Origin of the sequence: Deinococcus humi, from assembly GCF_014201875.1 — a bacterium.
Lineage (GTDB): Bacteria > Deinococcota > Deinococci > Deinococcales > Deinococcaceae > Deinococcus > Deinococcus humi.
Genome location: NZ_JACHFL010000001.1, coordinates 1 through 21,999 on the forward strand (window position 1 = coordinate 1; position 21,999 = coordinate 21,999).

Sequence of the window (21,999 nt, forward strand, 5' to 3'; positions counted from 1 at the left end):
ATCGCGGGCAGCACAATGGTGCTGATCCCCGGCGCCGCCCACGCCGCCATCTACGAGAATGCCCCCTTCGCCAACCGCGCCATTCTCGATTGGGCGAAAACGCTGAAGTAAACGGATTTTGAGCCGGGGCAGCCTTTGGTAGCTGCCCCGGCGTTCTTTTCAGACCGACTTTCTCCCGCCACCTGCCCGCCGCAGCAGACCCAGTGTGGGCAAGCGCACCAGCGCGGCCAGCGCCAGTGCCGCCCGCACACCGAGGGCATTGCCCAGCAGGCCGAAGACCGGGCCGAAGCTGACCTGGCCCAACGCGTCGGCCTGCGCGGCGATGGAATTGACGGTGGCGCGCGAACGTGGGTCCAGCCCCCGGTTGATCCAGGCGTCATACAGCGGCGAATACAGCCCGCGCAGAACGCCATGAACCACCAGCGCCGCCGCCGCCCAGCCGAAGCTGGGAGCCGAGGCGAATGCCAGCAGCGCCGCCACGCTCAGGCCCAGCACCCAGCGCAACGCCCGCGAGGCTGCCCCCGCGTCGGCTGGATTGATGCGGCGGCGCAGCGGCTCGGTGACGGCCAGCCCGACCACCTGTGCGGTCAGGGCCAGCAGCACAAACCAGTTGGCCGCGCTCAGGCCGCCGGGCAGTCCCACTTCCCGGATCAGCAGAAATTCGTTCAGACGGTCCAGCGCCTCGCTGCTCGCGCCATACAGCAGCGCGCTCAGCATTAGCAGAGTCAGCACTCGGCTGGCCCGGACCTCGCGCACACCCTGACGGAACGTGGTGGTCAGCACCGCCCAGGTCTGGCGTTCCCCGCGCGGCGCTGGGGTAAAGCCGTCTTCGGGCATCTGCAGCCACAGGTACAGCGTGAGCATCAGGGCCAGGGCGCCGCCCGCCAGAATGGGAACGTGCAGGCCAAGAGTCGCTAGGGCCGCCGTCGCCGCAATGCCCACAATGCCCGCCGCCCGGCCGTACTGGCTGCCCAGCAGGTAGAGGTGCGCGGCGCGGTCTTCCCCCACCTCGTCGGCCAGCCACGCCTGCTGGGCACCGCTGAGGAAGGTGTAGCCGGCTGCCGAGACGATCTGCGTCAGCAGCAGCGCCCAGAACACTGGAAAAGCGGCCACCAGCAGCATAGATACGCCCAGGCACAGGCACCCCAGGACCACCGAGCGGCGGCGCGAGTACACATCGGCCACCACGCCGGTTGCACCTCCAGCACAAAAGCCGCGCCCTCCAGCGCTGCGCCGATCAGGAGCAGTTGCAGCGGATCCAGACCCGCCACAGTCACGAAATACAGGCCCTGTAACGTATAGGCCAGGGTAAAGGCGAACGACAGGCCCGCCGACAGCACCAGATAGACCCGCGTGGGGTCATTTGTTTTCAACATAGTCTTCCCTGGGAGATCAACAGTTCGTGAGGGTCAAGAAGGACAGCCGCGCTTCCCGGCAGGGGCGCGAAGATTCTTGGCGTGGAGGATCAGAGGACTGTTGACATGGGTGAATCACCCAGGGTTGAGGCTAAACGTACTGTACTGGAACTGGGGCCTGGGTGCCCACCAATGCAGAGGAGGGCGGCAGCCCCCGCAGGAACTGCCGCCCTCCTCTTGTCTGGCCTCTACCCCACCCCGCTCAGTTGCGGCAGCGGATGTCCTGACCGAAGGTCTGGTTGCTAATCTTGGCGTAAGTGCCATTGTTCATGACCTTGTCCAGCGCCGAGTTCAGCTCCTTGAGGAGGCTGCTGTTGCCCTTCTTGACCGCCATGGCGATGCTCTCCTTGAACAGCAGGGCGCCCTGCTTGACCTTGCCCTTCTGCGCCTTGACCAGATCGATCCCGGTGAACTTGTCACCCACCCAGGCGTCCACACGGCCCGCCATCAGTGCGGCTTGGGCATCAGTGTCCTTGGGAAAGGTCTTGACGTCGCCCACGCCGGGCACCTTACGGACATTTTCCAGGTAAGTGGTGCCCACCTGCACAGCCACCGACTTGCCCGCCAGATCAGCCGCCGTCATGGGGCCGCCGGGCTTGGCGACAATGGCGCCCCCGGTGCAGTAGTGGGGGTTGGAGAAGTCCACAGCCTTGGCGCGCTGCGGGGTGATGCCGTGGCTGGCGATCACGAAGTCGTAACGGTCCTGGTTCAGGCCGATCAGCAGGTTGTCGAATGGCTGCGTGGTCCATTCCACCTTCAGGCCCAGTTCCTTGGCCAGCGCCTCGGCCAGATCGACCTCAAAACCGGTCAGCTTCTTGCCTTCCAGCACATTGAAAGGGGGAAAGGCGCCCTCGGTGGCGATCTTGATGGTGCCGCTCTGCTTGATGGCGTCCCAGGTGCGGGCCTGTGCGGCGCTGGCAAGAAGGGCAAAGGCGGTCAGGGTGAGGATGGCTCTTTTCATGGGGTCTCCTGTGAATACTGAAACCTGGCACCTTGATGACGTCAGGCATGTGGTTGATAACCCGCATTGTAGCGTTCAGCGCCAAGTGAGGCGCAATGCGGGCCCACACCCTAGACTGCTCCATGCGAATCGTAATCGTGGGCGGCGTGGCCGCAGGAATGAGTGCGGCCAGTCGCGCCATGCGGCAGAACCCGGAGGCCGACGTGGTGGTCTTCGAGCGCGGCGAGTACATCAGCTACGGCGCCTGCGGGCTGCCGTACGTCCTGGGCGGCGACGTGGACAGCTTCGACGATCTGATCGCGCGGACGCCCGGACAGATGCGCTCACGCGGTATCGGCGTCCGGTTGCGCCATGAAGTGACGGGCGTCGACGCGAAAGCCGCCACCGTCACCGTTGTTGATCACGATTCCGGGCGCAGCGCCGTGGAACCGTACGACAAACTGCTGCTCGCCACCGGCGTCTCGGCCATCCGCCCCGACTGGGCAACAACCGATCTGGGCGGCGTCCATGTCCTGCGCGACATTCCCGACGGACAGGCCATCGAGAGCAGCCTTAAGGACGCCAGCGCCCATGGGAAGGGGCGCGCCGTGATTGTGGGCGGCGGCTACATCGGGCTGGAGCTGGCCGAGACGCTGCATTGCCGGGGCCTGAGCGTGGTGATCGTGGAAAAGGCCCCGGAGGTGGCGGGCCGCATGCTGGACCGCGATTATCAGCAGCGCGTGCGCGCCGAGCTGGAGGGCAACGGCGTGGAGATTCGCTGCGGCACCAGCGTCGAGGGCCTGACCGGGAAAGACGGACGCGTGACCGGCGTGCAGACCGATCACGGCCTGATCCGCGCCGACGTGGTGATCGTGGCGGTGGGCGTGCGCCCGAACACCGGGCTGGCCCGCGTCGCCGGGGCACGCGTGGGCAAGACCGGGGCGGTGGCCGTCAACACCCGCCAGGAAACGGCCGTGGAAGGAGTGTATTCGGCAGGCGACAACACCGAATCCCTCCACCGGGTCACGCGTCGCAAGGTGCACATTCCGCTGGGACTGACCGCCAACCGGATGGGCCGGGTGGCCGGGGTGAACATGGCCGGAGGCGACGCCACCTTTCCGGGAGTGGTGGGCAGCAGCATCTTCAAGACCTTCTCGCTGGGCGCGGCCCGCACCGGCCTGACCCAGACGGAAGCCGACGAGCTGGGCCTCAGGGCGGTTAGCGTGGACGTCAGCAGCACCGATCACGCCGGGTACTACGCCACCGCCAAGCCGATCTACGTGCGCCTGACCGCCGAGCACGGCACGGGCCGCCTGCTGGGCGCCCAACTGGTCTGCAACAACCACGAGAGCGTCAAGCGCGTCGATGTGATCGCTGCGCTGCTACACGGACGCGGCAAGGTGCAGGACCTGTTCGAGATGGACCTGTCCTACGCTCCCCCCTTCTCCGGCGTGTGGGACGTGCTGCTGGTGGCCGCCGATCGCCTGAGCCGCGAGATCGGCAAGAAGCAGGAGTAGGCGTGCTGACGGCAGGTAAGCTGGCCTGCAAAGGCTCACCGGGAGGCTGATACCCTGAGGGTGTCCCGCCGGCGCGATCACCCGGCCAAGGAGCGCCCCATGATTCATCCGCCCCCAGAGATCTCCCGTCCGGCGCCGATGCTGGACGTCAGGGCCGATTTCCCGCTGTTCGCGCACCGCCCGAAACTGGTCTTTCTGGATTCCGCCGCGTCCAGCCAGAAGCCGGCCGCCGTGATTCAGGCCATGGCCGATTTTTACGCCCACGATTACGCCAACATCCACCGTGGCGCCTACCGCCTGTCGGCCAATGCCACGGACCGCTTTGAAGCCGTGCGGGACCAGGCCGCGCAGTTCTTCGGCGCGCCGTCGCGCGACGGGGTGATCTTTACCCGCAACGCCACCGAGGCGATCAATCTGGTGGCCCACAGCTGGGGCCAGCTGCACCTGAACCCCGGCGACGTGGTGCTGGTCAGCGAGATGGAACACCACGCCAACCTCGTGCCGTGGCACCTGATCACCGGGCAGCGCGGCGCGCGGGTGGAGGCGGTCGCCATGACGCCGGATGGCAGGCTTGATCTGGAGGATTACGGGCACAAACTGCGTGACCTGCCGGTCAAGCTGGTGGCCCTGCAGCACGTGAGCAACGCGCTGGGAACGGTGCATCCGGCGCGGCAGCTGGTGGAAATGGCCCACTCTTACGGTGTGCCCATCCTGCTGGACGGCGCTCAGGCGGCCCCCCATCTGCCGCTGAATCTAGACGCGCTGGGCGCGGATTTCTATGTTCTGAGCGCCCACAAGATGCTTGGCCCCAGCGGCGTGGGCCTGCTGCTGGCCCGCCCGGAGGCGCTGCGCGGGATGCCCCCATACCAGGGCGGCGGCGACATGATCCGCGAGGTCTACTCCCAGCACAGCACCTACGCCCCGCTGCCCCACACCTTCGAGGCGGGGACTCCCGCCATCGCCGAGGTCATCGGTTTCGGCGCGACCCTGGAGTACCTGGGTGGTCTTGGGATGGCGAGGGTCGCGGCGCACGAACACGCCCTGCTCAGCTACGCCTTGCAGCGGCTGGGCGCGGTGGACGGTCTGCAACTCTACGGCCCACCCGATGACCGCTGCGGGGTGGTCAGCCTCAACGTGCTGGGCGCACACGCCCACGACGTCGCCGGTTTCCTGGACGAGGCGAACATCTGCGTCCGGGCCGGGCACCACTGCGCCCAGCCGCTGATGCGTGCGCTGGGCGTGGCCAGCACCGTGCGGGCCAGCTTCTCGGTCTACACCACACCCGCCGACGTGGATGCCCTGGCAGACGCGCTGAGCGAGATCGTGCAGTTCTTTGCGGAGACCCCATGACCCCCCCGGACAGCGCCATGCAGGCCCTCTATAAGCAGGTGGTCATGGAGCACTACCGCCGTCCGCGCAACTTCGGCAACCTGCCGGACGCCACCCACGCTGAGGGCGGGCACAACCCGTCGTGTGGCGATCAGCTGCAACTGATGCTCAGGCTGGACGGGGACCGCATCGAGGACGCCCGCTTCACCGCGCAGGGCTGCGCCATCTCGGTGGCGAGCGCCAGCCTGATGACCGGGGCGCTGAAGGGCAAAACCGTGCAGGAGGCCAGTGCCCTCATCCTGGCCTTTACCGGAATGGTGCGCAGCGGAGAGGCCGCACCCGAACTGGGCGATCTGGCGGCCCTGCGCGGCGTGCATACCCTGCACACCCGCGTCAAGTGCGCCACCCTGCCGTGGCAGACCCTGCAGGTGCTGCTGGAACAGGTACGCCCGCAGGACGGGGCATAAGGTGGAGCCGCCCACCACCCTCCCGAAGCCATGCGACTGACCGGCCTGCTCGTGGTCTCGCTGCTCACGCTGGCCAGTATCCAGACCGCCGCTGCACAGACCACACCTGAGGCGCTGGCTGGGGCGCTTCAGACGGCCGCACGGGCCGGTGATGGAGCCGCCTACCACATGCTGCTCAGCCTGGAGGGCACCTTCGCCGTCGAGGGCGGGAACTTCGCCGCCGATCTGGGCCGCACGCCGCAGCCCACCGTCACCTATCAGTTCTCCGAGGTCAGGGCGGATGGCCCGCAAAGCCGCGCCAGTCTCGCGCTGAGCTGGGAACGGCAGCCGGGACAGCTGTCGCGCGTCTCGCTTCCGGTGGTCCTGAACAGGCAGGGTGACGTCTGGCGTTACGGCGGCGAGGCCTTTGTGACCCTCCCAGCGAGAGGATTCACGCTGGACATTCTGGATGTGCCCGGGCTGCCCACGCGGGCCACGTCCGTCGCGCCCCTCCTGCCGCAGGCCGCCGCCCACGTGGCCGATGTCCTGGGCCTACAGGTGCCTGCCGCGGCCACCGTCAAGGTGTACCCGGACATGCCGACGCTCAGCGCCAGCGTCGCCCTGTCTCTGCAACCCGTCGGCGGCTGGAACGAGCCGGGCGAGGCGATCAAGCTGGTTCTGCCCGGGGGGAACAGCCCCGCAACCGAACTGCTGCGCGTGCTCTCGCATGAATTCACGCACCTGAGCGTGTCGGCGGCGGCAGGTCAGGGGCGCGACAAACGCCTCCCCTGGTGGCTGCACGAGGGGCTGGCCGACTTTGTGGCGCGGGCTTACTGGACGCCAGGGGCTACCCAGAGCCGCCGCGAACGTGTGGCCGGATACGCGCGCAGCGGCTGGGTGCCCCTCTCGGAACTGGCAGATTTCAGTACTGTCCCCGAAAACCGCTGGACCTACGTCTACGCGCAGGGGCTGGGCCTCGTCGAGTTTCTGGCGGCGACGAAGGGGCAAGAGGCTCCCATGCAACTCGCGCTGGCCTTCGCCGACACCGGGGATGCTGATGGGGCAGCCCGTGCGCTGGGGTTTTCCTCGTTCGCGGACCTCGAAACGAAGACGCGGGCGTGGCTGGCCATGCGTTGAGCCTGACCCTGAACGCGGCGCAGGCTGCCGCAATCATTCGCCGACAGTTCCCGCTGCTGGCCGCCCGGTCCGTGCAGGGGCTGGGAGAGGGCAGCGACCACTGGGCCTTCGAGGTGGATGGGCAGTGGGTCTTCCGCTTCCCAAAACATGCTGGTGGAGGCGAGACGCTGCTGTCCGAGGCGCGGCTGCTGCGTTGGTTGGCCGCCCATCTGCCGCTGCCCGTGTCGGCGCCCCCCTTCATCGGCCAGCCGTCTCCACCGTTTTCCGAAGCTTTTACCGGGGCGGCGAAGCTAGAAGGGACGGCGGGGTTGCACTGCCCGACTCCCGATCTGGCAGGGGTCGGGCGTTCGCTGGGGCGCTTTCTCCGAATCCTGCACGCTCAGGACACAGCGGAGGCTCACAGGTTGGGCCTGGGGCTCGACTTCGATCCCACCTTCGCTGACTGGCAGGAAGACGCGCTGGCAGACGCCGCAGCCATCGCTGATGCGGGCCACCTTCCTAACGCAGAGGAGTGGCGCGGGGTGCTGGGCCGGCCCCCAGCTGCACCGCCCCAACGCTTCGTGGTGCTACATGCCGATCTGGCCGCAGAGCATGTGCTGCTGGGGGAACGCGGCGAGATCACCGGCATCCTCGACTGGGCCGACGCGGCACTGGGCGATCCGGCACGCGATCTGGCCGGGCTGATCGGCTGGGGCGGGCGGACCATGCTGGACGCGGCCCTCAGTGAATACGGAACGGCTGACGCTGGATGCATCCGCCGCGCCGTATGGTACGCCGCCTGCCGCGCGGTGGCCGATATCGCCTTTGGAATCGAGCGAGACAGGCCGGCGTACGTGCGGGCTGGACAGCGGGCGCTAACGCTGTTACAAACCGAATTCGCTGTCGAACTGGCCGTGGGCAGATGAAGACTTTGTCCTCCAGTTGTGGTGGACAATGGCCCCTCATTGCACTAAACTTTGAACCGAGTCTAAATATTTTCGCCCCTTCAGATTCACCGTTTCCCAGGAGGTTCCATGAAGATTCAGCAAGCTGCCGTGATCGGCGCGGGTGTGATGGGCGCTGCCATCGCCGCGCAACTCGCCAACGCGGGTATTCCCGTGATGCTCCTCGACATTGTGTTGCCCGACAATCCGGACCGCAACTTCCTGGCGAAACAGGGCGTTCAGCGGGCCCTAAAAGCCCGCCCCGCTGCCTTTATGGATAAATCCCGCGCCGCGCTGATCACCCCCGGCAACTTGGAAGATGACCTGGCGAAAATCAAGAACGCCGACTGGGTGCTGGAAGCCATCATCGAGAAGCTGGACGCCAAGCGCAGCCTGTGGGAGCGCGTCGAGAAAGTGGCCAAGAAGACCGCCATCATCTCCAGCAACTCCTCGGGCATTCCCATGCACCTGCAGATCGAGGGCCGGGGCGAGGCCTTCCAGCGCCGTTTCGTGGGGGCGCACTTCTTCAATCCGCCGCGTTACCTCCACCTGTTGGAAGTCATCCCCACCCCCAAGACCGATCCCCAGGTCGTGGAAACGTTCAGCGAATTTGCCGAGACCACGCTGGGCAAGGGTGTAGTGATCGCCAACGACGTCCCGGGCTTCGTCGCCAACCGCATCGGCGTCTACGGCATCATCCGCGCCATGCAGCACATGCAGCAGGCTGGACTGACCCCCGCGCAGGTGGATCAGCTGACCGGGCCGGTGCTGGGCCGCGCCAATTCGGCCACCTTCCGCACCGCCGACCTCTCGGGTCTGGACATCATCTACCACGTCGCGAATGACCTCGGCAAAGCCACCCCCGATGATGAGGATTTCAGCCTGACCGATTCCTTCCGCACCCTAGTGGAAGACAAGAAGTGGCTGGGCGACAAGACCGGCAGCGGCTTCTACAAGAAGACGAAGGACGAGAAGGGCAAGACCAAAATTCTGAACCTCAATCTCGATACCATGGAGTACGAGGACCAGGGCAAGGTCAAGGTGGCCGCCGTGGAAGCGGTGAAGAGCAAGCCACTGGCCGAGCGCGTCAGGAGCCTGTACACCGCCGAGGGCAAGGAGGGCGACTTCCTGCGCGGCGTGATGAACGACGGCTTCTGGTACGCCGCCAAGATGGCCGGGAACGTGTCCAACCGCCTGCAGGACATCGACAACGCCCTGAAATGGGGCTTCGGCTGGGAGCAGGGACCGTTCGAGACGATGGACACCCTGGGCGTGCAGACCGTGATCGCCAACTTGGAAGCCGAGGGCCGCACGCTGCCGCCGCTGCTGAAGGCCATGAAGGACAGCGGACGCGAGCAGTTCTATGCGGGCGACGAGACCGTGACCCCCGAAGGTCAGCCCACGAAGTACGAAGCGCCGTACTTCATCCTCACGGACCTCAAGAAAGACGCGTCCAGGGTGGTCAAGAAGCGCGGCGGGGCCAGCGTCGTCGATCTGGGCGACGGCGTGCTGCTCGTCGAATGGCACGCCAAGATGAACGCGCTGGGCGAGGATCAGCTGCGCGCCGTGCAGGACGGCCATAAGCTGGTGCAGGAGATGGGTTACGCCGGGCTGGTGCTGGGCAACCAGGGCGAGAACTTCAGCGCCGGGGCCAATCTGCCGATGATCCTCTCGCAGGCGCAAGCCGACGAGTGGGACGAGCTGGACGACTCGATCAAACAGTTCCAGCAGGTCACGACGTCCCTGCGCTTCAGCCCGCACCCCACGGTGGCGGCGCCCTTCGGCCTGGCCCTGGGCGGCGGCGCGGAGTTCACGCTGCACGCCGATCACGTCGTCGCCAGCGCCGAACTGTACATGGGTCTGGTGGAGGTTGGTGTGGGTCTGATCCCCGGTGGCGGCGGCACCAAGGAAATGCTGCTGCGCTACACCGATCAACTGCACCCCAGCCAGCAGGTGGGAATCACGCTGCTCCCCGCCGTGCAGCGCGCCTTTGAGCTGATCGGCACCGCAAAAACGTCCACCAGCGCCCTGGAGGCCCGCAACCTGGGGTTCCTGCGCGACACCGATACGGTCGCCATGAACAGGAACCACATCATCATGGAAGCCAAGCGGCAGGTGCTGGCGCTGGCCCCCGGTTACGTGCAGCCCACGCCCCGTCAGGACATCCCCGTGATGGGTGACGCCGCCATGGCTGCCCTGAAGAGCGCGCTGTACGGCATGCACCAGGGCGGCTACATCACCGACTACGATCTGGTAGTCAGCAAGGAGCTGGGCCGGGTGCTCAGCGGCGGCACGGGCAACAACCGCACTGCCAAGGTCAGCGAGCAGCACCTGCTGGATCTGGAGCGCGAGGCCTTCCTGACCCTGCTGGGCAAGAAGGGCACGCAGCAGCGCATCGACCACATGCTCAAGACCGGTAAGCCGCTCAGGAACTGAGTTTCCTACCCCTCTGCCGTTGTAGAGGCCCCCGATTTCCCTCTCGTCCACTCGCAGGAGAATGTTTCATGTCGATCCTCACCCGAATCCGCCAGATCGACCGCCGCCGCGCCCTGGCCGGGATGGTCCTGAGCTATGCGCTGGCAGTGGTGGGCGGGGCGTTCCTGGGCGCGGAGATCACGCTGCGTTCCAAGACTCGGCGGGTGAAGGGCGAATTCGTGCCGGTGGGGCGGCGGGGGAACTCCGTGTATCTGCCTGCGTCGCCGGAAACCCTCTCGCGGGGCGTGGTGGGCATTGTGCCCCTGTTGCCCAACCAGGGCCACGCCCTCCTGGGGCCGCACAAACTGGTGGGGACACTGGTCAAGCGCGAGATTCTGGAAGAGCGGGGCGTGCTGCCCAACGGTTCGCTGGCCTGGGTGTCAACGTTTGTCTACAACGGCACGCCGGAGCAACTGGGCGTGGATTACGAGGTCACCTCCGTCAACACGGAAGTCGGAGACATGCCCGCATGGCACATCCCCAGCGTTTCCGGTGGCAAGGACGCCATCGCCATCGTCATTCACGGGCACGGCGGGCAGCGGGCGCAGGCGCTGCGGATGCTTCCGGCGTTGCGGCGTTCGGGGGTGGCCTCGCTGTTCGTGACCTTCCGCAACGCGCACGGCGCGCCCCGTGTGGGCCAGGGCTACCTAAGCCTAGGCGACAAGGAGGCCGAGGACGTGATCGCCGCGCTGGACTGGGCCAAAGATGCTGGGTACAGCCGGGCCATGCTGTACGGCTTCTCGATGGGCGGCAACGTCGCCCTGAGTGCGCTGCGGCCCCGGCACCAGCCGTACCCCATTCCGGTGACAGGCGTGGCGCTGGATTGTCCGGCGCTCGACTGGCGCGATACCATCCGCAGCAACGGACAGCGCTATGGCATTCCAGGCTTCATGGCACGGCACATCGGCAACTTCGTGCAGTATCTGGTCACCCGGCGCAGCGGGCAGGATTTCGATGTGGTGGATCAACTGGCCGCCGCCTCTCGCTTCAACCTGCCGATCCTGCTGTGGCACGGCACCCGCGACGCCACCATTCCCATCCGCCAGTCCGACACCCTCGCCGCCCTTCGGCCCGATCTGGTGGAGTACCACCGTGTCGAGGGAGCTAAACATATTCGCTGCTGGAACATCGACCCGGCGGGCTACGACGCGGCGCTGGAGGGGTTTGTGGCGCGGGTGATGGGGGATAATGAGCTATGAGTGACAGTGGCTCGGATGCTTCTAAAACGGCAATGCAGATTGCCGCATCCCTTGCTGGTGAAGTTTACAAGGATGGTGTGCAGCCATCAATACAAACGATTGGTGAAACTTTAAACGGCATCTTCAAGGCCGTAGGACATTACCCACGCTACTGGGGGATGATGTCTGATATTTCCCTGGAGGCTAAGGAAGAGCAATTCCGCGAAAAATTGCAGTCCAAAGTTGATGCAATACCCCAAGAGAGAAGGATTCTTCCCAGGCCCAATATATTAGGCCCTAGCATTCAAGCGCTTGAGTACGGGATATTTGAGGACCACCTAAGTGAGATGTTCACCTCGCTTATCGCAGGTTCTATGGATTTTGAAATTGCAAATGATGTTCATCCTTCGTTTGTGGAGATTATAAAACAGATTAACTCTGATGAAGCAAAGATGCTGCATGGATTACACACTTTTACTAGCATGTTCCCAATATGTAATGTTAGAAAAGGTACAATTAGAGATGGTAGTTTTATACATATCCTAGAAAAATTTACTCTGCTGTCTTGGAAAGTTGGCTGCTCTGCGCCGGAAAAGTATAGAGAGATGATAGAGAATTTGGAGAGGCTGAAGCTTATAGAGGTCTCGCTGGGAGGATTTGGTAGCAGGAGTATGGCAGATGAAAATGCCTACGATGAGACGATCAAAGAGCTAGAATCTCGTCTAGGTCTAAAGATAGACTTTGACACTAGCTCCTTCTCCATAAAGGTGGACCAAGTTCTTATGGATAAAGGATATATAGAGATGACCGCCTACGGAAGCCAGTTCGCACGGATTTGTGTCCGTTAAGCCTCAAGGAGTAACCCAAATGAAAGACGCCGTTATCGTATCCGCCGTTCGGACCCCTGTGGGACGCGGCATCAAAGGCACACTCGCAAACACCCGCCCCGACGATCTGGCCGCACTGGTCATGAACGAAGCCGTCAAACGCGCCGGCATTGACCCCGCCCTGGTGGAAGACGTCTACCTGGGCTGTGCCATCCCCGAAGCCGAGCAGGGGCTGAACCTAGCGCGCCTCGCCGCGCTGCGCGCCGGAATGCCGGACAGCGTGGGCGGCGTGACCGTCAACCGCTTCTGCTCCAGCGGGTTGCAGACCATCGCGATGGCGGCTGCGGCCATTCAGACCGGGCAGGCCGAAATCATGCTGGCCGGGGGCGTAGAGAGCATGAGCATGCTGCCCATGAGCGGCCACAACCCCAGCCCCAACCCCGATCTGGTCGATGACCGCCCCGGCGCGTACATCGGCATGGGCATGACCGCCGAGAACGTGGCCGATAAGTACAGCGTGAGCCGCGCCGATCAGGACGCCTTCGCTCTTCGCAGCCACCAGCGCGCCGCCGCCGCGCAGGATGCCGGACGTTTCGATGCCGAGACCGTCGCGGTGCCGGTGGAGAAGGATACCGTCAAGGGCACCAAGCTCAAGACCGAGACCGTCCCGTTTGAAAAGGACGAGCTGATTCGCCGCGACGCCAACCTGGAAGACATGGCGAAGGTGCGCCCCGCCTTCAAGACCACTGGCAGCGTGACGGCGGCCAACAGCAGCCCCTTCAGCGACGGCGCCGCCGCCGTGGTGATCATGAGCGGTGATAAGGCGCAGGAACTGGGCCTGAAGCCCCTCGCCAAGTTCCTGGGCTTCGCGGTGGCGGGCGTCGATCCCGAGCTGATGGGCATCGGCCCGGTCAAGGCCATTCCCAAGGTGCTCGCGCAGGTGGGCCTGACCCTGGACGACATCGACCTGATCGAGCTGAACGAGGCCTTTGCTGCCCAGAGCCTCGCGGTGATCCGCACGCTGGGTCTGAACGAGGAGATCACCAACGTCAACGGCGGCGCCATTGCGCTGGGCCACCCGCTGGGCTGCAGCGGCGCGAAGCTGACCACCTCCGCCATTTATGAACTTGGACGGCGCGGCGGCGGCAAGGCGCTGGTGACCATGTGCATCGGCGGCGGCATGGGCGCAGCAGGTGTGCTGGAAGTGTATCCGGCAGAAGAGACGGCCCAGGCCGCCGACTGAGTTTTTCCCAGACCCCAGAGGCGGCTTTCGGGCCGCCTTTTACTTTTTCGGGGCTGACAGGCACGGACCGCGCTACCCCAGAGGCGGGCGATCAAGCGGGTTTACGATCACGTCATGGACTGAAGTGGGCCGTCCAGCCGCTGCTCACCCGCCCACATGCCTTGCCGCTTGAGGGCCGCCACCAACCGGGGTTCGCGACTTTCCATGCTGCCATCCACAGCGAAGTAGGACCGTAGCAGTCTGGCCCAGTCGCCGGGCTGGTCCTTGCGGGCCGCGATGGGATTCATGACCTCCACTGCGTCGCGGATTTCATCGTCTGTGCCGCTGTGGTAGGTATCGGTGTGGATGACCAGCGGGCGGGGAACGCGCGGGCGATACGGCGTGTCCTCGGCGGATGTCCCGATGGTCAGGGCAGCGAAGGGCAGCACGCCGGGCGGCAACCGCAGCAGATCAATGATGCCTTCCAGCCCGTTCATCACGCCGCCGATCCAGCAGCCCTGATAGCCCAGCATCTCGGCGGCGGTCAGCAGATTAGTGCCGGCCATCACGGCGTCCCCGATCCCAAAATGCACGGCGATGGCGGGCCAGTGCCCCGGCGTGTGCCCGCTCACCTCCAGCACCCGTTCCACCCGCCGCACGTCCGCGCACACCACGAAGGCCTCAGAGGCAGTGGTCACGTGCGCGTTCGTCGTCAGTGCAGCCACCTCGGCGCGCACCTTCGGGCTCACCAGCCGCACCAGCGAGTACAGCTGCGCGGTGGCGTCGGTGGGCGCACGCTGGGCGGCGTGCAGAATGGCCTCCAGATGATCGGCAGGCAGGTGCAGTGGGGAGCCGTCGTGACCCGTAACGTACTTGCGGGTGGTGCGGTGGGCATCGTAAAAGGCCATAACCTCTTCGGCACTCTGGGTACGGGTGGGCAGCGGGGCAGACATGCGGGCAGCATAGCGGGCGGGGAACCGGGGAAAGCCAGAGTTGCAGCCTGGGCGCATCTGTCATGAAGCAGGTATGCCGGGCAACTTCTGAACCCGAACTAGGTCCTGGTGACTCTATGAAGAAGGCCAGCTTCCAGACACTTGATCTGGAAGCTGGCCCGTGTTGGCTCAGGCGCGGAGGCGTCAGGCATCTTTCGTGGCCGACGCTTGCCGTCCAGACTCGATTTTCTGGGCGCGCACGCGGCGGTGGGCGACAAACCACAGGCAGGCGGCGATCAACACTCCGGTCGCCACGATGACCGGCCAATCCACGCCCTGAAACGCCATGCCCACCATGCCGCAGACCAGCGCCACCGTCCACAGGATCACGGCGGTGCGCCGGGCGCTGGCGGTGCGGGCCAGCACGCGGTGATGGATGTGGGTCTTGTCCGGGTGGCCCAGCGGGTTGCGAATGCCGCGCGCCAGCCGCCCGATCACCACCTGGGTGGTGTCCAGCACTGGCAGCGCCAGGACGATCAGCGGCACGATCAGGCTGGCCCCGGCACTGAACTTCAGTGTGCCCAGCAGGCTCACGGCGGCCAGGGTGTAGCCAAACAGGTACGCTCCAGCGTCGCCCATGATGATCCGGCTGGGATTGAAGTTGTGCCGCAGATAACCCAGCGCCGCACCGGACAGACCCGCCAGCAGCACCACGGCAGCGGCCCGGTCCGGAAACTGCGCCGCCGTCGCCAGCAGGACGGTGCTGACCACGAAGCCCACGCCCCCCACCACACCATCCACGCCGTCCATCAGGTTGACCGCGTTGGTAAGGCCCACGATCCATAAGACGGTCAGGAAGATGCTTAGCGGCGCGTTGATGGCGTCCGGGATGATTGGCAGGAAAGGAATGGCGTTGAAGTCGATTCGCAGGCCGTTGACGATCAGGAGTGCGGCGGCGAGCACCTGCACCAGCAGGCGCGACAGCGGCGACAGACCGTACTGGTCATCAATAAAGCCCACCAGCACCAGCAGCGACGCGCCCAGCAGGATGGCCAGCACCTGAATGTTGACGATTTCCACGACGATGGGCCGCAGCGCCCACGCCACGATCACGCTGACGATAAAGCCCGAAAAAATCGCCAGCCCCCCGGCATTCGGCAGCGGCTCGGTGTTCAGTCGCCGCGCGTTGGGCTGATCGGCCCAGCCCACCTGCACGGCGAAGTCGCGCAGGCGCGGGATGAACAGCCAGGTAAAGACCCCGGCGGTCAGGAAGGTGACGACGACGCTGAGAAAGCCCCGGCCAAAAAGGTCGGCAATACCCAGATGCTGGGCGAAGGCAGAAAGTGAATCCATAAGCTGACCGGAGTCTAAGGGCTGCGCGGCGCCGAAAGGTCAGTCGAAGGGTACAGGCCACTCATTTGGTGCCGTAAATCCGGTCTCCCGCGTCGCCCAGCCCCGGCACGATGTAGCCATGGTCATTCAGGTGCGAGTCGATGGCGGCAGTCACGATCTCCACATCCGGGTGATCGCGCTCGATCACGGCGATGCCCTCGGGGGCCGAGAGAATGCACATCAGCTTGATTGATTGCGCCCCAGCCTCCTTCAGGCTGTCGATAGCCGCGCTGGCACTGCCCCCCGTCGCCAGCATGGGATCGGTCAAAAAGACGCGGCGCTCGGCAATGTCGGCGGGCAGTTTGTTGTAGTACGCCACGGGCTTCAGGGTCTGCGGATCGCGGTACATCCCCAGATGACCCACCTTGGCCGCTGGAACGAGGCCCACGATGGAATCGGTCATGATCAGCCCGGCCCGCAGGATCGCCACCAGGGCCAATTTCTTGCCGCTCAACATCGGGAATTCGCCACTTTCCAGCGGCGTGGTGACGGTGTGCGGGGCGAGTTCCAGATCACGCATGGCCTCGTAGGCCAGCAGCATGCTGATCTCGGCGGCCAGCTCGCGGAACTCCTTGACCCCGGTCTGGGTGTCGCGCATCAGCGAGAGCTTGTGTTGAATCAGCGGATGGGAGACGACGGTGACCATGGGGGGAGCATATCGCCTTGAGGGCAGGTAGCCGGGAGGAGACGCAGGTCGACATGGGATCAGAGCCGCCCTTTCGTAAGCTAGGCTATGCCCAACCTCAGTCTGATGGAGTTGATCACGATCCTGCTGGTGCTCACCGTGCTGCTGGGCGGGATCTATCTGATCGTCCGGGTCATCCGCCGGGCCTGGGGCGGCGGCAATACCACTCGGATACAGGAGCTGGAAGCTCGGGTGAGGGAGCTGGAACAGGAGCGCTGAAAGCGGGGCGAAGGATCATTTCATCCCCCGCCCCGCTTCCTAGATCACCCTCTGCTCAGCCGACGGGCGTACCCATCGCTTCCAGCACAGCGTTGGTGAAGGTTTTCGTGTCGGCCTTGCCGCCCAGATCACGCGTGGGCTCCTCGCGTAGCGCCAGCGCCACGGCGCGCTCGATGCTGTTGGCCGCGTCGCTGCGTTTCAGACCGTGCCTGAGCAGCATGGCAGCGCTCATGATCGCGGCGGCGGGGTTGGCGACGCCCTTGCCGGCAATGTCGGGGGCGCTGCCGTGGATCGGCTCGAACAGACCCGCGCCGTCGCCCAGACTGGCACTGGGCATCAGACCCAGGCTGCCGGGGATCACGGCGGCCAGATCGCTCAGGATGTCGCCGAACAGATTTTCCGTGACGATCACGTCGTAGCGGCTGGGATCGGAGACGATCAGCATGGCCACGCTGTCCACGTACTCGTGGTTCAGGTGAATGCTGCGGTACTCGCGGTCACGCAGGGCCTGCACGTCGCGCCGCCACAACTCGCTGACCTCCAGTACGTTGGCCTTGTCCACGCTGGTCACGCGGCCCTTGCGCTGCTCGGCGGCCCAGAAGGCCATCTTCGCCACGCGCTCCACTTCGGGGGTGGTGTAACGCATGGTGTTGTAGGCGGTGTCGCCGTCGAGCTTGCGGTCTCCATCGAAATACACGCCGCCCAGTAGCTCGCGCACGATCAGAATATCCACGCCACGGGCCAGTTCGGGCTTGAGGGGCGACAGGTGTTCCAGACCGGGCTGCACGCGCACCGGACGCAGGTTGGCGTAGCAGCCCAGCGCCTTGCGCAGGGCCAGCAGACCACTCTCGGGTCTCAAGGGACGCGGCAGACTGTTCCATGGACTGTTCTGCGCGCCACCCACGGTGCCCAGCAAAACGGCGTCGGCGTCGGCCAGCGCGTCGCGGGTGCGCTGCGGGAAAGGATCACCGTGGGCCTCGTAGGCGCCCCCTCCGATGGCGTGTTCCTCGAACTGCAGGTCGGGGGCCACCTCGCGCAGCACCTGGACAGCGGCGGCGGTCACCTCGGGGCCAATGCCGTCGCCGGGCAACGTGACGATCTTAGGCATGCTGTTTCTCCTGTTGTGCAGAGTCCTGACCGGGGTGAGAGTGGCCCGCCTCGGTGCTGTGGGCCTGGAGGGTTTCGGCCTCTAGATCAGCCGCGTCCTGTTCTTTCATGTACTCCAGCCAGCCCCCAGCCTTCTGCACGTCCAGTGCAAACTGCGGCACCGGCACAAAGGTCAGGGCCTGCCCGGTGCGGGTGTTGGTCACGGTCCCGCCCTGCAAGTCCAACTCGGCGCTGTCGCCGTCCTCAAAAGCCTCCACGATGCCGTCGCATTCCAGCGCCAGAAAGCCGTTGTTGATGGAGTTACGGTAATAGATGCGCGCAAAGTTGGGGGCAATCACCGCGCTGACTCCGGCGCCGCGCAGCGCCCAGACGGCGTGCTCGCGGCTGCTGCCACAGCCGAAGTCGGCCCCGGCCACGATGATATCGCCGGGCTTGACGCGGCGGACGAAGGTCTTGTCGTAATCCTCCATCGCAAATTTCGCCAGTTCGGCCTCCACGTCGGTGGTCAGGTGGCGGGCCGGAATAATTTCGTCGGTGTTGATGTGATCGCGGGCAAAGACGTGAACGGTGGGCATGGGCACTCCTTGGGGGCGGGGACGACAGCCGGTGTCCGGTCACAGTATCAGCGCTGCCGTATCCGTGCCACCGCAGGAGGGCAGGTTGTCGAGAGGACACGGCAGTGGGCAATCTGAGAACCGCCCTAGTGAATTTCATGGCCCGGTCACCCACACCGCTCCGGCCCGCGAGCCGTTAGACCTGATCTAGACCCTCTCATCTGATCGCTTCGGGCCACGCCCACACTCTGGGCAGCCGCAGGAAGGTTGGCCTTCCTCTCCCCCATCCTCCTCTGCTGACAGGTGAACCCATGGACCCGGTAACCCTCATTCTGATCCTGTTCGTGGCCGCGCTGGTGCTGTTCGCCACCGAATGGCTGCCCGTGGATGTCACGGCGCTGGGCCTGCTCTCGGCGCTGCTGCTGACCGGGCTGGTCACGCCCAAGCAGGCCTTCGCGGGCTTTGGCAGCGACACGGTGCTGACCCTGGCCTCACTGTTCATTCTGACGCGGGTCCTCCTGCGGGCGGGGGTGATCGAGTGGATCGGCGTGTCGCTGGCCCGCCGCGCCCGCAACGCCCCGGCCATGCTGCGCGGCCTGCTGGGCACGGTGGCGGGGATCAGCGCCTTTACCAGCAACACCGCCACCACCGCCGTCTTCCTGCCGGTGGTGGCAGGGCTGGCCAGGCGGGGCGGCATCGGCGCGGGCCGGGCGCTGATGCCACTGGCTTTTGCCAGCATCCTGGGGGGCAGCATTACCCTGATTGGCACCACCACCAATCTGGTGGTTTCGGGAGCGCTCCCTACCACTGGGCAGAGACCGCTGGGCTTTTTCGAGCTGGCCTGGGTTGGCGTGCCGGTGGCCGTGGTGGGGCTGCTGTACTTGTTTCTCGTGGCCCCCCGCCTGCTGCCGGAGCGCGAGGCCGCGCTGGAAGAATCCCTGCGCGCATATCTGGCCGACCTGACGGTGTCCTCCGGCAGTCCGCTGGCGGGCAAGACCCTGCGAGACAGCGGCCTGGGGCGCGATTACGGCCTAACGGTGGTGGCCGTGCGGCGGGACAATCAGACCTTCTACGCGCCGGGGCCGGAGTTTGTGGTGCAGCCCGACGACACGCTGGCGGTGGAGGGCCAGACCGAGCGCATCCTGGCCGGAAAGAGCACGCTGGGCGTGATCAGCAAGTCCGAGCAGAAGTTGCGCGCCGCGCCGGGCGAGGACGGTGACGTGCGCTTGATCGAGGCCGTCGTCCTACCGGGTTCCCCGCTGCTGGGCCGCACGCTCAAGGAGGGCCGTTTCCGCGAGCGCTACGGCGTCTCGGTGCTGGCGCTGCACCGCCGAGCGCAGCATTTCGAGCGGCTGGCGGGCCTGCGGCTGGCGGTAGGCGACATGCTGCTGATCCAGGGCAATGCCGCCCGCATCGATTCGCTGGGCGACTATCTGGCGGTAATGGGTGATCTGACCGAACGTCAGCGTGACCCGCGCCGCGCGCCGCTGGCGGTGGCGGTGTTCGTGGGGGCAGTGGGATTGGGCGCCTTCGGCGTCATGCCCCTGGCGGTCGCGGTGGTGGTGGCCGTTGCCCTGAGCCTGATCTTCCGCCTGATCTCGCCGGAGGAAGCCTACGGGGCGGTGGAGTGGCCCATTATCGTGCTGATCGCCTCCATGCTGGCCTTTGGCACGGCCTTCGAGGCGACCGGGGCAGCGCAGGTCCTGACTGGGGCACTGTCGGGCGTGCTGGAGCCACTGGGACCGTATGGCCTGCTGGCCGCGCTGTTCCTGGTGACTGTGGCCCTGACCCAGCCGATGAGCAACCAGGCGGCAGCGCTGGTGATGCTGCCCCTGGCCATCGGCACCGCCAAGACGCTGGGCTATGACCCGCGCCCCTTCGTTATCGGGATCACGATTGCGGCCAGCAACTCGTTCATCACACCGCTGGAGCCGTCATGCATGCTGGTCTACGGCCCTGGACGCTACACCTTCCTGGACTTCGTGCGCGTCGGCTCGGGGCTGACGCTGGTAACGTTCGCGACGGCCCTACTGGTCATTCCGCGCGTGTGGCCGTTCTAGAGAGCCGGGGAAAGCGGCACGCTGACCAGAAAGATGCGAAAGAGCCCTCTGCGCCGGAAAGGGGACGCGGCGAGGGGGCTCTTTGCTTTTACGCCTCAGATGAACAGCGGTGCGTCGGGGTCATCCAGCAGGGGCCGGTCCTTGCGCGCCATCAGGGCGGCGGCGGTGCCGATGCCGATGACCGCGCCGATGCCGATCACGATCAGCGTCCAGGTGATCAGCACTTGCGAATGTTCGTGGGTGCGGTCTGAAACCATGTGTGAAGCATAACAGTCTGCGCATGGGGCGGGATTTGAACCGGGTTGAGGAACTGGGGGTGGGAAGGGCGGGGCCGCGGCTTCAATCCGCTGGCATCGCTTTCGGGCCTTCCAGCACGCGTGGCAGGGACCGCCACAGCGCCAGCAGCGCGATCAGCCCCAGCGCCGCCAGCACGATCAGGCCCCAGCGCGAGCCGAGCGGCCCATCTTTGTCAATCAGGGCGCTGGACAGTAGAGCCCCAGGCGGCCCCATGCCCACCAGCACGAAGGAATACAGACTCATCACACGCCCTCGCAGGTGATCGGGAATAGTCAGCTGCACGGTGCTATTGGCGCTGACCAGCAGCGTGAGCATCCCGAAACCGCAGGCCGCCAGCACCGGCGCGGCCAGCACCGAACTGGGGATCAGCGCCAGCGTAATGGTAGAGACGATCAGGATGACCGAACCGTACCGCAGGTTCCGCACCGGATTGGGCTTGCTGGCCTGCCACAGCGCGCCGCCCATCGCCCCCACGCCGAAGAACGCCGAGAGCAGCCCGAAAGCGGCCTCGCGCTCACCGTACACGACGCGGGCGAAGTAGGGGATGATCACGTTGAAATTGATGACGGTCAGGCTCAGCAGCCCCACCAGCAGCATCACGTTGCGGACGGCGGGGGTGGCCCGCACGTAGCGCAGGCCCTCGCGGATGTCGTCGGAGACCTTGCCGCGTTCCACGCCTGGCCGCGCCGGGAAAGGCAGGATCGAGAGGACGTAGAGCACGGCCCCGAACGACGCCACGTTCAGATAGAAGGGAAAGGCCAGCCGGGCAATGTCGGTGGCGTCGCCCCCGGCCAGTAGTTGAATCCCCAGCACGGCCACCACTCCAAACAACGCCTGCCCAAGCGTTCGGCTGACATTGAAGGACAGACTGTTGAGGGCCACTGCGTTCGACACGGCCTCGCGCGGCACGAAGTCCACCACCATGCTCTGGCGGGCGGGCATGTCGAAGGCGTTCGCGCAGCCCGACACGAAGGCCAGGATCATCACCAGCGGTAGCGAAACGACGCCCAGGTGGGTGGTCACGGCCAGCGTCAGGGCGGTGCTCAGCAGCACCAGCTGGGTGGTCAGCAACACCCGCCGGCGGGGCACCCGGTCCACGATGGCCCCAGCGAATAGAGACAGTAGCAGGCTGGGCATGAACTGGGCCACCGTCACGTAGCCCAGCGCTGCGCTGCTGCCCCCGGACAGTTCCAGCACCAGATATTGCTGTGCGGTGGTCTGCATCCACGAGCCCACCAGCGACAGCAGCTGCGACAGCCAGTAGCGGCGGTAATTGGGATGCCCAAGTGCCCTGAAGGTATTGATCCGCCACTCGCCGACGCGCGCAAACACCCGCCCACCATA

21 protein-coding genes are annotated in these 21,999 nt (G+C 65.6%); 11 read left to right on the forward strand and 10 right to left on the reverse strand.

Annotated elements, in window-relative coordinates; genetic code table 11:
- Positions 1–159 precede the first annotated feature (159 nt).
- From HNQ08_RS00010 to HNQ08_RS00020, 3 genes are all read right to left on the reverse strand, one after another.
- Positions 160–1,188, reverse strand: a complete 1,029-nt coding sequence (locus HNQ08_RS00010) for an MFS transporter (RefSeq protein WP_184126830.1) — start codon at positions 1,186–1,188, stop codon at positions 160–162.
- Positions 1,077–1,376: a hypothetical protein gene (locus HNQ08_RS00015; protein ID WP_184126831.1), complete on the reverse strand. Its 300-nt coding sequence runs from the start codon at positions 1,374–1,376 to the stop codon at positions 1,077–1,079. Before HNQ08_RS00015 ends, HNQ08_RS00010 begins: the two co-directional genes overlap by 112 nt.
- 241 nt (positions 1,377–1,617) lie before the next feature.
- Positions 1,618–2,376, reverse strand: coding sequence for an ABC transporter substrate-binding protein (locus tag HNQ08_RS00020; RefSeq protein ID WP_184126832.1), 759 nt, complete (start codon positions 2,374–2,376; stop codon positions 1,618–1,620).
- 122 nt (positions 2,377–2,498) lie between these two features.
- On the opposite strand from HNQ08_RS00020, the gene HNQ08_RS00025 reads away from it, so the two are divergent.
- The 9 genes from HNQ08_RS00025 to HNQ08_RS00065 all read left to right on the forward strand — a co-directional run bounded on the left by HNQ08_RS00025 (position 2,499) and on the right by HNQ08_RS00065 (position 13,430).
- On the forward strand, positions 2,499–3,872 hold the full coding sequence (locus tag HNQ08_RS00025; protein WP_184126833.1) for an FAD-dependent oxidoreductase: 1,374 nt from the start codon (positions 2,499–2,501) through the stop codon (positions 3,870–3,872).
- A 99-nt stretch (positions 3,873–3,971) separates the two neighbouring features.
- Positions 3,972–5,222 (forward strand): aminotransferase class V-fold PLP-dependent enzyme, encoded by a 1,251-nt coding sequence (locus tag HNQ08_RS00030; protein WP_221283939.1) that lies wholly within the window; start codon positions 3,972–3,974, stop codon positions 5,220–5,222.
- Positions 5,219–5,668, forward strand: coding sequence for a Fe-S cluster assembly sulfur transfer protein SufU (sufU, locus tag HNQ08_RS00035; RefSeq protein ID WP_229789501.1), 450 nt, complete (start codon positions 5,219–5,221; stop codon positions 5,666–5,668). Before HNQ08_RS00030 ends, sufU begins: the two co-directional genes overlap by 4 nt.
- 30 nt (positions 5,669–5,698) lie before the next feature.
- Positions 5,699–6,784, forward strand: coding sequence for a hypothetical protein (locus tag HNQ08_RS00040; protein ID WP_184126835.1), 1,086 nt, complete (start codon positions 5,699–5,701; stop codon positions 6,782–6,784).
- On the forward strand, positions 6,766–7,689 hold the full coding sequence (locus HNQ08_RS00045) for a phosphotransferase (protein WP_184126836.1): 924 nt from the start codon (positions 6,766–6,768) through the stop codon (positions 7,687–7,689). The genes HNQ08_RS00040 and HNQ08_RS00045 overlap by 19 nt, the downstream gene beginning before the upstream one ends.
- A 108-nt stretch (positions 7,690–7,797) precedes the next feature.
- Complete coding sequence (locus HNQ08_RS00050) at positions 7,798–10,143, forward strand: 3-hydroxyacyl-CoA dehydrogenase/enoyl-CoA hydratase family protein (protein ID WP_184126838.1); 2,346 nt, start codon at positions 7,798–7,800, stop codon at positions 10,141–10,143.
- Between the two features lie 68 nt (positions 10,144–10,211).
- Positions 10,212–11,381: an alpha/beta hydrolase family protein gene (locus HNQ08_RS00055; protein WP_184126840.1), complete on the forward strand. Its 1,170-nt coding sequence runs from the start codon at positions 10,212–10,214 to the stop codon at positions 11,379–11,381.
- Positions 11,378–12,208, forward strand: a complete 831-nt coding sequence (locus HNQ08_RS00060; protein ID WP_184126842.1) for a DUF4393 domain-containing protein — start codon at positions 11,378–11,380, stop codon at positions 12,206–12,208. Before HNQ08_RS00055 ends, HNQ08_RS00060 begins: the two co-directional genes overlap by 4 nt.
- A gap of 19 nt (positions 12,209–12,227) precedes the next feature.
- Entirely contained in the window at positions 12,228–13,430 is a 1,203-nt protein-coding gene (locus tag HNQ08_RS00065) for a thiolase family protein (RefSeq protein ID WP_184126844.1), read from the forward strand.
- Between the two features lie 107 nt (positions 13,431–13,537).
- On the opposite strand, the gene HNQ08_RS00070 is transcribed toward HNQ08_RS00065, so the two are convergent.
- The 3 genes from HNQ08_RS00070 to upp all read right to left on the reverse strand — a co-directional run bounded on the left by HNQ08_RS00070 (position 13,538) and on the right by upp (position 16,379).
- Entirely contained in the window at positions 13,538–14,362 is an 825-nt protein-coding gene (locus tag HNQ08_RS00070; protein ID WP_184126846.1) for a nitroreductase family protein, read from the reverse strand.
- Between the two features lie 183 nt (positions 14,363–14,545).
- Positions 14,546–15,694: an MraY family glycosyltransferase gene (locus HNQ08_RS00075; protein ID WP_184126848.1), complete on the reverse strand. Its 1,149-nt coding sequence runs from the start codon at positions 15,692–15,694 to the stop codon at positions 14,546–14,548.
- A gap of 61 nt (positions 15,695–15,755) precedes the next feature.
- Positions 15,756–16,379: a uracil phosphoribosyltransferase gene (gene upp, locus HNQ08_RS00080; RefSeq protein ID WP_184126850.1), complete on the reverse strand. Its 624-nt coding sequence runs from the start codon at positions 16,377–16,379 to the stop codon at positions 15,756–15,758.
- An 87-nt stretch (positions 16,380–16,466) separates the two neighbouring features.
- Here upp and HNQ08_RS00085 point away from each other — a divergent pair, with 87 nt between their 5' ends.
- Positions 16,467–16,637 carry a hypothetical protein gene (locus tag HNQ08_RS00085; RefSeq protein ID WP_184126852.1) on the forward strand — a complete coding sequence of 57 codons (171 nt, stop codon included), beginning with the start codon at positions 16,467–16,469 and terminating at the stop codon, positions 16,635–16,637.
- 55 nt (positions 16,638–16,692) lie between these two features.
- Here the strand turns inward: HNQ08_RS00085 and leuB are convergent, their stop codons facing one another.
- Both leuB and HNQ08_RS00095 read right to left on the reverse strand, forming a co-directional pair.
- The gene (leuB, locus tag HNQ08_RS00090) at positions 16,693–17,745 is read right to left on the reverse strand and encodes a 3-isopropylmalate dehydrogenase (protein WP_184126854.1); all 1,053 of its coding nucleotides are present in this window, start codon (positions 17,743–17,745) and stop codon (positions 16,693–16,695) included.
- Complete coding sequence (locus tag HNQ08_RS00095) at positions 17,738–18,319, reverse strand: 3-isopropylmalate dehydratase small subunit (protein ID WP_184126856.1); 582 nt, start codon at positions 18,317–18,319, stop codon at positions 17,738–17,740. The genes leuB and HNQ08_RS00095 overlap by 8 nt, the downstream gene beginning before the upstream one ends.
- A 290-nt stretch (positions 18,320–18,609) precedes the next feature.
- On the opposite strand from HNQ08_RS00095, the gene HNQ08_RS00100 reads away from it, so the two are divergent.
- Positions 18,610–20,358: an SLC13 family permease gene (locus HNQ08_RS00100; RefSeq protein WP_184126858.1), complete on the forward strand. Its 1,749-nt coding sequence runs from the start codon at positions 18,610–18,612 to the stop codon at positions 20,356–20,358.
- A 95-nt stretch (positions 20,359–20,453) separates the two neighbouring features.
- On the opposite strand, the gene HNQ08_RS00105 is transcribed toward HNQ08_RS00100, so the two are convergent.
- Positions 20,454–20,615, reverse strand: a complete 162-nt coding sequence (locus HNQ08_RS00105) for a hypothetical protein (protein WP_169739084.1) — start codon at positions 20,613–20,615, stop codon at positions 20,454–20,456.
- Positions 20,616–20,697: 82 nt separating this feature from the next.
- Positions 20,698–21,987, reverse strand: coding sequence for an MFS transporter (locus HNQ08_RS00110; RefSeq protein ID WP_184126860.1), 1,290 nt, complete (start codon positions 21,985–21,987; stop codon positions 20,698–20,700).
- Positions 21,988–21,999 lie beyond the last annotated feature (12 nt).

Excerpts from the sequence above, each read along its gene's own strand:
- HNQ08_RS00015 (WP_184126831.1), bottom strand. The coding sequence starts at position 1,376 with ATGTTGAAAACAAATGACCCCACGCGGGTCTATCTGGTGCTGTCGGCG.
- HNQ08_RS00020 (WP_184126832.1), bottom strand. The coding sequence starts at position 2,376 with ATGAAAAGAGCCATCCTCACCCTGACCGCCTTTGCCCTTCTTGCCAGC.
- HNQ08_RS00025 (WP_184126833.1), top strand. The coding sequence starts at position 2,499 with ATGCGAATCGTAATCGTGGGCGGCGTGGCCGCAGGAATGAGTGCGGCC.
- HNQ08_RS00030 (WP_221283939.1), top strand. The coding sequence starts at position 3,972 with ATGATTCATCCGCCCCCAGAGATCTCCCGTCCGGCGCCGATGCTGGAC.
- sufU (WP_229789501.1), top strand. The coding sequence starts at position 5,219 with ATGACCCCCCCGGACAGCGCCATGCAGGCCCTCTATAAGCAGGTGGTC.
- HNQ08_RS00040 (WP_184126835.1), top strand. The coding sequence starts at position 5,699 with ATGCGACTGACCGGCCTGCTCGTGGTCTCGCTGCTCACGCTGGCCAGT.
- HNQ08_RS00050 (WP_184126838.1), top strand. The coding sequence starts at position 7,798 with ATGAAGATTCAGCAAGCTGCCGTGATCGGCGCGGGTGTGATGGGCGCT.
- HNQ08_RS00055 (WP_184126840.1), top strand. The coding sequence starts at position 10,212 with ATGTCGATCCTCACCCGAATCCGCCAGATCGACCGCCGCCGCGCCCTG.
- HNQ08_RS00060 (WP_184126842.1), top strand. The coding sequence starts at position 11,378 with ATGAGTGACAGTGGCTCGGATGCTTCTAAAACGGCAATGCAGATTGCC.
- HNQ08_RS00065 (WP_184126844.1), top strand. The coding sequence starts at position 12,228 with ATGAAAGACGCCGTTATCGTATCCGCCGTTCGGACCCCTGTGGGACGC.
- HNQ08_RS00070 (WP_184126846.1), bottom strand. The coding sequence starts at position 14,362 with ATGTCTGCCCCGCTGCCCACCCGTACCCAGAGTGCCGAAGAGGTTATG.
- HNQ08_RS00075 (WP_184126848.1), bottom strand. The coding sequence starts at position 15,694 with ATGGATTCACTTTCTGCCTTCGCCCAGCATCTGGGTATTGCCGACCTT.
- upp (WP_184126850.1), bottom strand. The coding sequence starts at position 16,379 with ATGGTCACCGTCGTCTCCCATCCGCTGATTCAACACAAGCTCTCGCTG.
- HNQ08_RS00085 (WP_184126852.1), top strand. The coding sequence starts at position 16,467 with ATGCCCAACCTCAGTCTGATGGAGTTGATCACGATCCTGCTGGTGCTC.
- leuB (WP_184126854.1), bottom strand. The coding sequence starts at position 17,745 with ATGCCTAAGATCGTCACGTTGCCCGGCGACGGCATTGGCCCCGAGGTG.
- HNQ08_RS00095 (WP_184126856.1), bottom strand. The coding sequence starts at position 18,319 with ATGCCCACCGTTCACGTCTTTGCCCGCGATCACATCAACACCGACGAA.
- HNQ08_RS00100 (WP_184126858.1), top strand. The coding sequence starts at position 18,610 with ATGGACCCGGTAACCCTCATTCTGATCCTGTTCGTGGCCGCGCTGGTG.
- HNQ08_RS00105 (WP_169739084.1), bottom strand. The coding sequence starts at position 20,615 with ATGGTTTCAGACCGCACCCACGAACATTCGCAAGTGCTGATCACCTGG.